This is a genomic window from Vibrio sp. MACH09 (assembly GCF_033238805.1).
Taxonomy (GTDB): Bacteria; Pseudomonadota; Gammaproteobacteria; order Enterobacterales; family Vibrionaceae; genus Vibrio.
Window position 1 is genome coordinate 1,488,906 of the sequence record NZ_BSFZ01000001.1, and the last position, 11,619, is coordinate 1,500,524.

The 11,619-nt window shown below is 37.4% G+C and carries 9 protein-coding genes; 7 read left to right on the forward strand and 2 right to left on the reverse strand.

All coding sequences use genetic code 11. From position 1 onward, the window contains the following. The first annotated feature begins 470 nt into the window (after positions 1–470). From CHJ_RS06605 to CHJ_RS06620, 4 genes are all read left to right on the forward strand, one after another. Positions 471–1,076: a TetR/AcrR family transcriptional regulator gene (locus CHJ_RS06605; RefSeq protein ID WP_171753987.1), complete on the forward strand. Its 606-nt coding sequence runs from the start codon at positions 471–473 to the stop codon at positions 1,074–1,076. A 305-nt stretch (positions 1,077–1,381) separates the two neighbouring features. Then, a complete protein-coding gene (gene argF / locus CHJ_RS06610; RefSeq protein WP_171753988.1) occupies positions 1,382–2,428 on the forward strand; it encodes an ornithine carbamoyltransferase in 1,047 nt (348 codons plus the stop codon). 211 nt (positions 2,429–2,639) lie between these two features. Beyond that, positions 2,640–4,160: an EAL domain-containing response regulator gene (locus tag CHJ_RS06615; RefSeq protein ID WP_317917236.1), complete on the forward strand. Its 1,521-nt coding sequence runs from the start codon at positions 2,640–2,642 to the stop codon at positions 4,158–4,160. Positions 4,161–4,222: 62 nt separating this feature from the next. Next, the gene (locus CHJ_RS06620; protein WP_317917237.1) at positions 4,223–4,969 is read left to right on the forward strand and encodes a helix-turn-helix domain-containing protein; all 747 of its coding nucleotides are present in this window, start codon (positions 4,223–4,225) and stop codon (positions 4,967–4,969) included. 4 nt (positions 4,970–4,973) lie between these two features. On the opposite strand, the gene CHJ_RS06625 is transcribed toward CHJ_RS06620, so the two are convergent. Together CHJ_RS06625 and CHJ_RS06630 are read right to left on the reverse strand one after the other, a co-directional pair. Next, the gene (locus CHJ_RS06625; protein WP_317917238.1) at positions 4,974–7,229 is read right to left on the reverse strand and encodes a putative bifunctional diguanylate cyclase/phosphodiesterase; all 2,256 of its coding nucleotides are present in this window, start codon (positions 7,227–7,229) and stop codon (positions 4,974–4,976) included. A gap of 396 nt (positions 7,230–7,625) precedes the next feature. Beyond that, positions 7,626–8,543, reverse strand: coding sequence for a DMT family transporter (locus CHJ_RS06630; protein ID WP_317917239.1), 918 nt, complete (start codon positions 8,541–8,543; stop codon positions 7,626–7,628). Positions 8,544–8,717: 174 nt separating this feature from the next. On the opposite strand from CHJ_RS06630, the gene CHJ_RS06635 reads away from it, so the two are divergent. From CHJ_RS06635 to CHJ_RS06645, 3 genes are all read left to right on the forward strand, one after another. Continuing rightward, positions 8,718–9,173, forward strand: a complete 456-nt coding sequence (locus CHJ_RS06635) for an Lrp/AsnC family transcriptional regulator (protein ID WP_317917240.1) — start codon at positions 8,718–8,720, stop codon at positions 9,171–9,173. Between the two features lie 140 nt (positions 9,174–9,313). Next, positions 9,314–10,225, forward strand: coding sequence for a sensor domain-containing diguanylate cyclase (locus tag CHJ_RS06640; protein ID WP_317917241.1), 912 nt, complete (start codon positions 9,314–9,316; stop codon positions 10,223–10,225). A 63-nt stretch (positions 10,226–10,288) separates the two neighbouring features. Next, positions 10,289–11,491: an EAL and HDOD domain-containing protein gene (locus tag CHJ_RS06645; RefSeq protein ID WP_317917242.1), complete on the forward strand. Its 1,203-nt coding sequence runs from the start codon at positions 10,289–10,291 to the stop codon at positions 11,489–11,491. Positions 11,492–11,619: the final 128 nt, after the last annotated feature.

The following is an 11,619-nucleotide window of genomic DNA, read 5'->3' on the forward strand; positions in this document are numbered from 1 at the left end:
TCGACCTTATAAATATTAATTACTTTGAATCGGTTCTTATGTTATTAGAATCACTTATCGGTGTTCATATATTAATTGTAGGGAAAGACGTGACGCCACCCATAAATAAGCTTGGTTGAATTGTCTCAGTTGAGAAAATTGATTCTGATCAAGTTTTCTTTAAAGTGGCTAGACAACACTTCCAAGATTGGAAAGATCTTTCTATAACAATAAATATGCAATATATTTGGATACCCAGTAAATTGAGAGTTGGCGAATTTATGCAGTTTAGAGTTCTGCATTTTTTGGGCATTTAAAGAGATACTTAATGGCTATAGTTGGTAGATAGCAGTAGGATACGGGGTATTGAGATTAGCTATATCACTGGGTAAGTAATAACAGAAATGCAGGATTGGTCGCTGTTTAAGCTGAAACGTAATAAATTTGTATGAACTGGTAAGCTAAAATACTGGTAAGAATAAGGTAGAAAAATGAAAAAAGAGTCTACAGAACAAAGGCTTGAAAGAATACACAAAGCGGCTATTCAACTAGCTTCACAAAGAAATGTTAACTCAATCTCTATCTATGATGTTGCTAAAGAAGCGGCGATCGCCGCTTCAACGGTTTACCATCATTACCCAAATATAGAGTCATTGATTTGTGAACTGATGAATGATGTTTTTGATGATTTTCTCAGTGTTTTAGATACCGCGGTAGAGTCTGATAAAGTGACACATTGGAGTGATATCAACCGTATGATTGAGCAGAGTTTTGTTGACTATTATATGTCTACTCCGTTGGCTCAGCACACGTTATTAGGCCAGCACACCTACGCGACAGTACGTCATGCCGATGCACAAAATGATCAGCTGTTAGGTCAACGTGTAGAAGCGATTTATCGTCAATTTTACACCTTGCCAGAACTGCCTAAAGATGTGAATATTTTTGCAATCGCTTTACAGGTTGCAGATAAAGTTTACTCGATGAATTATCGTGAAAATGGAGAGATTGCTCCAGAGATGGCAAGAGAAGCGATTGTTTTAACTGAGGCTTATTTAGGGGTTTATTTACCCAAGCATCTACCAAAAATTAATTAATTTGTCTCTGTTATATATAAGGCGCTGTATTATTCAGCGCCTTTTTTTATCGCTATTAAAATCAAATATCGAAAAAATAGAGTAGCGATAAAATTAGTTTGTGAACTCTGTCATGTAAATTTTCAGACTCGTCCCAAATACGCCGATTAGTGATTCTAGTTTTAGAAATGAGATTTGTATTTATGGATACTAAATCCATCGAGATTGGTTGTTGAATTTAATTGACCAGCCAAAGATTAAAACATAGTCAGCATACATTTAAGTGCTAACGACAACACGAATAACGTATACAAGGAACCACAAATATGAAACTGCCATCTTCAAGTGCAACTGATCTAAACAAAGCTAATCTGGAACATATGGTTTCAATGAAAGACTTCTCTGTAAAAGAGATGGACGACATGATGGAGCTGATGACTTATCTTAAAGAAGCAAGAAAAGACAATGCTGTTCCTCAGTTATTTAAAGGCAAGTCTGTCGGTATGATTTTTGAAGCGGGTTCTACTCGTACTCGCGTATCATTTGAAGTTGCTGCAACACTACTGGGCGGCCATGCCCTGTTTTTATCTCCTAAAGATATCCATTTAGGTGGCAAAGAGTCCATTGATGATACTTCTCGCGTATTGTCTCGTATGTGTGATGTGATTATGGCGCGTACCAACAGCCCTGAAACTCTTGATGGCTTGCTAGAAATGTCGACTGTTCCTGTCATTAACGGTCTAGATACCCGATTCCACCCAACTCAGATGCTTGCTGACCTATACACAATCAAAGAGCACATCACTGACGGCCGTACGTTGTCAGATTTAACTTTGGCATTTATGGGTGACGCTACCGATGTTTGTCGTTCTCTTATGCTAACTTGTGCTAAATATGGCATGGGCTTTAAGCAAATTGGTCCTAAGAAGTATCAAATGGAGCAAGAGTGGATCGATATGGCACAATCTTTCTGTGAAGAGTCTGGTGGTCATATTGAAATTACCGATGATGTAGAAAGAATTAGTGACTGTGATGTGGTGTATGGTGACAGCTTCTACTGGGTAACACAAATGGATGAAAAAGAAGAGCGTCTAGCTGCCTTTATGCCAGATTATGTTATTAGTGAAGAGTTGATGGCAAAAGCAAAACCAGGAGCAATGTTACTTCACTGTCTACCTGCAAATGATAAAGAAGAAGTGACGCGTGGAGCATTGGAGAGTGAATATTCCGTTGCGTTCGATGAAGCCGAAAACCGCTTAACTGCGCAAATGGCTATTTTGGTTTACTTTACTCATAAGTCAATTAAAGAGCCAACAGAAGAAAAACTTGCTATGCATAAAGAAAAAATTGAAGGGTTTCTTGCTAAATTGTAAAAATAATCATGCTATAAAGTAGCTAAATTATAATCGCTCCACATAGGCCTGACTGAAAAGTCAGGCCTTTTTTTATTTCTTAAATACTGGTCAATGACATTTAATAATTTAATAGATATTTATATGCCGTGGCATTGTACGTAAGTTTTTTTCAAAATGTGCACCTGTCATTGTTATTTCTAATAAATTAATTTTTTATGAGTGCTTAGCTATGAGAAAGAAAGTGGTATGCGTTGTTGATGATCATGGATTTGTTAACGATTTAGTTAAAACTTGTTTTAGTAGCTTATTTGGTGAAGAGTTTGAATTTAGATATTTTTCAAGTGGTAATCAATTTTCTGAATATTTGGATTTGGATGAAGAAGAACTAGACATCGTATTTCTAGACATGAAGATGGATGATGGCGATGGTGTTAGTGTTCTCAATAAGCTCTCTTCTCTTCATAAGAATGAAGTGCCGCTGTTTATTTTGACAGCATTAGAGGAGAGCTTAGTGAATTATATTGTTGAGTCCCTTTCTGATTCCAAGCTTAATATTGTGCAAGTGGTTTCCAAAAACTCACCGGGAAGCTTATATAAGGAAATAGAGAGATATAAAAAACAGATAATCCATGGTTTTAAGAGTGAATGCGAGTCGTTTGATGGTCCCAAAATACCTCGCTTAATGAGCACTGATTTATCAGATTTTGCACATTATATAGATGAGTGCCTTGTCCCCTTCATTCAGCCCAAAGTGAATATAAAGAATGATTGCGTAAGTGGTTTTGAACTGCTCGCGAGAATAATCGACCCTGAGCACGGTGTTGTCCTTCCTTTTACATTTTTGCCAGAAATAAACAGTATAGAAAAGCAGTACATTTTCAATATTAAGGTGATTGAACGATTTATGTTAGTGATTGAAGAGCTCTTAACGGAGGGCTACCGCTTTAATTACTCCATAAACATCGATCCAATGGCGATCTCTTATCCTAGTTTTATCGAAGATTTAGACAAAATTATAGAAAACAAACCGATGTTGAGTCGTTGGGTTACTTTTGAGCTAACGGAGACATCGGAGTTAATCGGATCAGATTGCAACCTTAAGCTGGCACAACTGAAAATGAAAGGCTTTAAAATCTCAATTGATGACTTTGGAAAAGGCTTTTCTAACTTAAATAGAATCAAATCTCTACCTTATGACGAAGTAAAAATTGATCGAAAACTAATATGCGCTATAGAACACTCTGTTTCAGATAAGCAGTTGGTTTTTACGGTAATCAATTACCTGGTTGATATAGGTAAAAGTGTTGTAGCAGAAGGTGTCGAGCATATATCGACGTTAAATACTTTAAAAACGACGCGGTGTACTGAAGTGCAAGGCTTTTATTATTCTTGTCCTAAACCTTATTTCGACATCGATAGTATCTTGTACAACTTATTTATAACAAGAATAAATGAACTTTTAAAATATATTGATGTGTCTGAACTTTCATCAATGTATAAAGAGCTATTTGATAACACGGTTTCTGATATTGAGGCGTTGTCATCAATAGAAGTTCCTCAACAAAGAAGAGATATCATTCATAAAATAAAAGGGAGTATGGCTACCGGAGGGTTTAATGAGTGTCTTCATTATTTAAATAAATTTCGAGACTGTAATGCTGAGCAACTCAATAGTCACTGTAGACAATTAAAAGAGATGTTGTTTTGTTATAAGAAAATACTGATTAAGTTTAATCTGATATTTTTATAAAAATTCAGAGTTAGTATCAATCGTTGAGAGGATTTGTTGCAATAGTAACTAGGTTGAATGATATGAAAATATTTAAATTTTTTGAGGCTTTAAAGCTCGCACGAAAAGTTCTAGGATTAACTCAAGCACAAGTGGCCGATATTATCTCTAAACCTCGAACGGGTAGTGTTTGTGATACAAGTACTATTAGTCGCTGGGAGGGTGGTGGTGTTGTTCCTCCCCACAAAAAGCAGATAGAAATATTTACTGAATTGAATCTTGATTTTGAATACCTCAAAGGAAGTCGTTTTTTCAATATAGATGGCGAAGCTTTGGAGCGATATTTTAAACAGAGTTTATTTGAAAATTGCCATTGGGATTTTGCTTGTGATGAAGGGGATGACTATTTTATTTCAAATGACACCACGGTAAAGACGTCAGTTAAATCAGATAGACAGAAACTAGAATACTCGATTTATTATGAAGATTCTGGAAACTTGCTAGGTAAACTTGATTACGACCTAAAAGAGAGAGAAGAGCTGTTTAGCCAATCCATATTGACCATTAACAGTATCTACTGCACGAGAAAAAGTATTTTATTAGATATGGTGGCTTTCTTGATCGCCAATTTAACATCGAGAGAAGTGGAAAATATCGTCTATTTCTCCTCAAACAAGTTGTCTCCAATATGCAGATTGTTGAAGAGCATTGGTTTCCAACCCCATAAACACGGCACCGAAGGGTACTGTTTTATGCTTGATTATCACACAATGCTGTACAACCAATCTCTATTTTACTTGTCACTAGTGGATAAAGACAGATTTCAGTAATGGATTACTTCTCGTTCATATACTGACACAGTTGATCATAGGGCAGCGGTTTAGAGAAGTAGTAGCCTTGGAACTGGAAGCAGTCATTATCTATCAGTAACTGTTTCTGAGCTGAGGTTTCTACTCCTTCCGCAATTATGGTCATGCCTAAACGCTGACCAATAGAAATAACATTGGTAATCATGGCCAGCGAGCGAGAATCTTCGTCAATCTTATCAACAAAACTCTTATCGATTTTAAGTTCATCAATAACAAGCTCATTTAACATACTCAATGAAGAGTATCCGGTACCAAAATCATCTAGTGATATCTGTATGCCTTGCTTCTGTAAATAAGCACAAATAGGTTTAATTTTATTGAGATCCTCGATGAATAGGTTTTCTGTGATCTCTAAAGTGATGGTTTCGGGACTGAGTCCAAACGCTTTTATACTGGCGAGTATCCTTTCTGCGAACAGCTCTTCCGTAAATTGACGTACGGAAATATTGATTGAAAGCTTAAGTGGCTTATCAAGGGTTCGGTTTAATTTGGATAGGTCTGTTAAAGATTTGTCGATAATGAGTTGTCCTAGTTTACTCATTAATCCGGTCGATTCTGCAATGGCGATAAACTTCTCAGGGCTGACAAAGCCAAGTGTTTCATCTATCCAACGAACGAGTGCCTCAACGCCATAAATCTCACCGTTTTTGTCAACCTGTGGCTGATAGACCATAAATGGCGTTTCTTGCTCTATGGCGACTCTCAGTTTTTGTTCAAGTTGGACATGTTGATAATGCTCTTCTTGCATCTGACTGGAGAAGAAACAGGTAGAGTTACGTTTCTTTTTCGCACTATGAAGTGCTATGTCAGCAGCACTAAGTAAATCATTTAGTTTTACGCCATTCTCTGGATAGCGAGAGACACCGATGCAACTGCCTAAGAGAATACTGCTATTTTTGACTATGTAAGGTTCGGCTAAACTGGTTGAGATAAGTTTGGTGGTATATTGCAATTGTGCATGTTCGCATGAATAGGTTAAAAAGATAAATTCGTCGCTGGATTCTCGAATTAGTAAGCCATCTGAAGCTAAAATTTGGCTCAATCTTTGTGTTGCTTGGATTAATACTTTGTCTCCAAATTCATGACCATAACTATCATTTACGCTTTTAAAATTGTCTATATCGATATACATCAAGGCGAAAGGTGGGTTATTGCCGGACTCTGAGTTAATCCATTCATTGATACAAGAGCGTAAATACTGCCGATTGGGTAGATTGGTTAAAGAGTCATGTTGAGCTTGATAAACCAACTTACTGTTAGTTTTAATTTCACTGTTGGCAATTGAACGGATAAGAATAAATAGAATAAACATTGAGCTAACAAAGAAGCCCAAGATAACCATAAATCTGGATATAAAAATTTGATTGATATACTGCTGTTTAATGTTTGATACAAAAAACAGTTCAGAATATGGATCGTATTTCACGACTAAGTGTTGGTTTTTATCACCAATAATGTAATTAATAGATTGGATAGATGGCAATTCATTGCTGATTGCTTCAGAGAAGGTAGAGTTAAGTAACGGGAGCAAGTCTTGGTTACTTTTCTGTGAGTAATTTATATCAGAATCAGAAGAGTACTGATTATAGCCATCTTTACGAATAATCTGGATATTGTGATAACTATTTAGCTCATCTCCTACACCAAATAGAGGTGAATTATCAATTCGGATACCAGCCGTCATGACTGCAATAGGTTGAGTTCGGTCTTTACCAGCATAGATTGAACGACGTATTGGCATTGCATAAGTTTTTGTTTTTAAAGCATTGACTAAATAAGTTGGGCCAATGGATATTTTGTCGATACTACGAGCTATTTGAAATGATGGCTTGGTTTGTGGAAGCTCCATAAGGTTTGGCAGCTTATTAAGAGCAAAGTTCGAGCTGGCAACTAAAGGTGTGCCATCATAGGCCACAAGACCAAGTCCTAATAGAGCTGGGTAGTTCACCATGATCTCATCTAATGTCTTATCGTGAACTGGATGAGTAAGAGTTGGGTACTCTGCTACCATTTGTAACCCTAAAATATGCAGCAGAGCATCTTGTGTTCGAAAGAAAGCGTGAACGGAATTAGAAAACAGAGTAATGCTGCTTTTTTGCTCATTGTGAAAGCGTTCTACCGTATTATCGTGCAAATAAACAGTAACAAAGCCAAAAGCCAATAATGAAATGATAAATATGAGTGCAAAAATAGCCCAGATTTTCTGTTTTAACTTAGCCATAAATTTATTATATGTTTTTATTCTTAATCATAATATATAGCAAGTTCTAAGAATGTACCAACTCGAACTGACAAAAATGTCATGTAAAACAGTGAAATAGTATTTATGGAGTATAAAACGTCTTTATTTTCTTTGCTAACTAATGACCAAGTAAGAATTAGGGCATACTGATATATATTAACCTCAGCTCGGGATAATTTAAGCCGCTCAGTACTGCTCTTATAGCGTCTGACTTCGTTAAAATCAACGTGATAGAATAACTATCACTTATAATTTTGCCTTGTCATTCATCTAAAATAGCAGCACTGCGCCTAGTTAAAGCTTAACTTATTATTAAATATGGAATTTTGACTTTCTTATCCCGAGTTGAGGTTATATTAGAAAATTAAAACCTAATTAATTGGAAACAGATAATCTGTTAGATGGTTGCTTCTTTTCTAGTATGGTGCTTGCCACAATGCTGCCAAGACATACTGCAAGTAAAGCTAGTGTCGTCACAACATCCAACCTTTCAGAGAAAACGGCAAAGGCAAGCAACGCAGCTACGATTGGTGTGCTTGCTGCAAACGCCGCACAACGCTCTGCTCCTAGCTGTTTTATCGCATACAGATATGTGAACGATGCCAGTAATCCAGCTCCAATCCCTTGCAGTAATATATGTCCAATTACCTCTTGCCATGGCCAGTGCACAATGTTGCTGCTTATTAACGAACTGTTTAATTGTTGACTGGCGATAGCAGCAAACAAACATAATGTTGATATACAAGCGACCAAACCCGCACAAACCAAAGGGGGTAAGCCTGCTACTCGTGCACTGATGGTAAACAGCGCCCACATAAAACTGGCACCAAGAAACATGAGCTGACCGGTGAACAAGCTATTGTTAGACGTTGCTAAGCTATTGAACAAAAACAGAACAATGCCAAAGCCTATTAGTATCAATCCAACTCGTCTATGTAATCCTGAAGGTTGTTTATAACAGGTAATGGCGATACCAGTAACAAATAGCGGTAAGGTTCCAGGAATTAAGGCGCTTGCATGAGCAACTGGTGCATACTGCATAGCATGACTGGCTACTAATAAGTAGGGGAGGCCACTGCCAATAAAAATACCGATTAAGTATTTTATCGGTACCTTTTTAATTTGATGACGAGCATTAATAACAACTGGTAGTAATAATATTGTTGGCAGTAAGAAGCGCGCTAAAGCAATATCGGCAGAAGTGAGATCCGAGTTTGCCCCACCTTTGAGTGAGATAAAGAAGCCTGACCACAAAATTATGGTAACAAAAATAGCCAAATGACCAAGAATCATAAATGTTAACTTTTTGTTATTAAATAATAAGAGTATTATGCATCGTCTTAGATGGTGGAAATAGGCTAATTATGGTTGTTTTTGCCTAGATATTGGTGGAAATGATAATAAACTAACTTATTAAAGATGAATAAAGCCAATTTTTCATAAGGAAGTGATTTGATGGGTATAAGCATGGATAAATTTGATCAACATTTATTAGAACTATTGCAGCAAGATGGACGGTTAAGCACGGTGGAGCTAGCGGAGCGTGTTGGTCTATCTGCTTCTCCGTGTGCTCGTAGATTGAAAAAGCTGGAACAGCAGGGCGTTATTGAAGGGTACAGTGCGTTATTAAATCGTCAAAAAATAGGTATCGCAATGACGGTTTTTGTTGAGGTGAGTTTAAGTAATCACCAAGCACAAAGCATTGATAAGTTTGAGGCTGAAATAGTAGAAATGAAACAAGTGGTCAGTTGCCATGTTGTGTCTGGAGCGTATGACTATTTATTAGAAGTGGTGAGTCAAGATTTGAACGATTACGAGCTTTTTATTCGCCAACTACAGTGTGTGGACAATGTTAAGGATATTCATACTCATATGGCGATGCGTCAAGTTAAAGGGCGAGCGTCTTTGCCGATACTAAACTGAAGCGTTTTGTGCGCTAGTGTGTCTTTTGTCACTTATATTTAGGTGAAACTGATAGAGGTTTCAAAGTTTAGCGACTTCTAATGCAAACAGAGCGTCTCTCTTACTATAATGAACAAGTGGTATTTAGTTAGTGAATGTATATGGCTCAATTATCCAATATAACCTCTTTTCTGGAGTTCTTAGGTGATGCAGTAATTGTCGTCAACCACTCCTCTGATATCGTCTATGTGAACTCTGCTTGTGCAGAGCTATTTCATTACTCTGAATCTGAGCTTAGTTCGATGAAATTGGATGCGCTAATGCCAGACGTTTATGCCAATACTCACCGTCTAGAAGTGAGCAACTTCATCGAGGCGCGTAAGCCAGCGAAGGTCATGAATAAGCGAAATGCTTTACCTTGTATTGATGCTAATGGTCAGGTCTTTCAGGCAAAAGTCTCCATTGCTTTTGTTGAAATGGACAGTCAGGTTTATGGTTTCGCTATTGTCCAAGATTACTCACAAATCCAACGAGAAATTAATGAGCTACAGAGTGAAGCAAATACAGATCCAATCACAGGGCTAGCAAATCGAAGGCACCTTCATCAATTACTTGAAAATGAGCATTTCTCTAGCAGCCTATCGAGTTCGTTTGGTGTCGCCTATTTTGATCTTGATAAGTTTAAGTCAGTTAACGATCTGTATGGGCATCATGTTGGTGATGTCTTGCTTGCTAAGTTAGGTGAACGTTTGACTAACATGTTACGTGCTGATGATTATGTGTTTAGAGTTGGAGGGGATGAGTTTCTTGTGATATTTCGTATGGCGAACAAGAGTGACTATCAGTATGAGCTAGAATCCATGAGTAACAAAATCCATCGGCTAGTTTCACACCCTATTTATCCAGACAATGGTGATGTGAGTATAACTATTAAGGCAAGCATCGGTATGGGCATTTACCCCCAAGATCATGGTGACTTGTCGACATTAATAACATTGGCTGATGAAGCTATGTATATCTCTAAGTCATTAGGCGTTGATTTTTCAATGGTTGAACAGCTGGCTGAAGGTTGATTAAAGATAGTTTGAATATTTTAGCGTGATCCGCGCTATGTTTGTCTTAAGGAGTCTGAATAGATGTATTCTTATGTTGCAAGACAGCCCATTTTAAACCGACAACTCGATGTGATCGGTTATGAGTTACTGTATAGAGATGGAGAGAAAAACGCGTTTCCAAACATTGACTTATCAATTGCAACCAAAGAGCTGCTTGTCGAGCAGTGCTTAGTTCAGCAAGGTCGAGTTATTGGAGACAAGAAAGGTTTTATCAATTTTGGTTATGACACAATCATCGCGAAAGTGCCATTGGACTTTCCAGTAAAGCAGTATGTGATTGAAGTGTTAGAAACGTGCCGACCAACGGAAGAGTTGTATTCATCATTAACAGAATTAAAGAAGCAAGGTTATTCTATCGCGTTAGATGATTTTGTTGTTTCTGATGAATGGAAACGCTTTTTGCCTCTAGTGGATATCTTAAAATTTGATCTACAAGCGACCTCTTGGCAACAAATTAGCAATTATATGGACGAAACCTCGGGATTAACATTGGAGTATTTGGCGGAGAAAGTTGAGTCATACCAAGAGTATAGCTTTGCAAAGAAACAGGGTTTTCATTACTTCCAAGGCTATTTCTTTAGCAGACCTGAAATCATTAAAAATCGTACTGTCGATTCGTCATTGATGACGAGTATCCAACTGTGCCGGGCGGTAGCGGACAACAGCATTGATTTTAATAATGTAGAAAAAATTATCTCTAGCAATGCGGCGCTGTCATTTAAATTGCTTAACTTTGTTAATGCTTGTGCGGCAATTACTGCACCTATCCACTCTTTTCATCAAGCATTGGTGTATCTAGGGGAAGATAACTTACGTAAATTTGTCTCTTATGTAGCTCTTGCTGAAATGGGGGATAACAAGCCTGATATTCTCTCTATCACTTCTTTGCACCGAGCCAAGTTTATTGAAAGTATGCTCAGTCGAATGGGGCAAGAGAAATTAAAAAGCATCGGTTATCTTTGTGGAATGTTGTCGCTCATTGATGCTGTACTGGACATAGAGATAGAAGACATTTTACAACCGCTAAATATTGAAATAGCGATTAAAGAAGCGTTACTTGAGCATCAAGGTACGCTAGGAGCGTTGCTTAAACTTGTTGAAGCCATTGAAGCGTCGAATTGGCAACAAATAAGTGAGATAGAGAAACAATTAGATGTCGCAAAAGAGACAACCATAAGCTGTGAACTTGATGCCGCATTTTGGGTAGGAGAATTAAGGGGTTAGTTTGGTTTTTTATCCGACTACGATGAACCTACCTGCATTATATAAATACAGTAAACTTGTGTTCTGAATCGGATAAATCTTCCTAAGTGATTAATTACTTTACAATTATGTGTTCCAAGAAGGAGCTA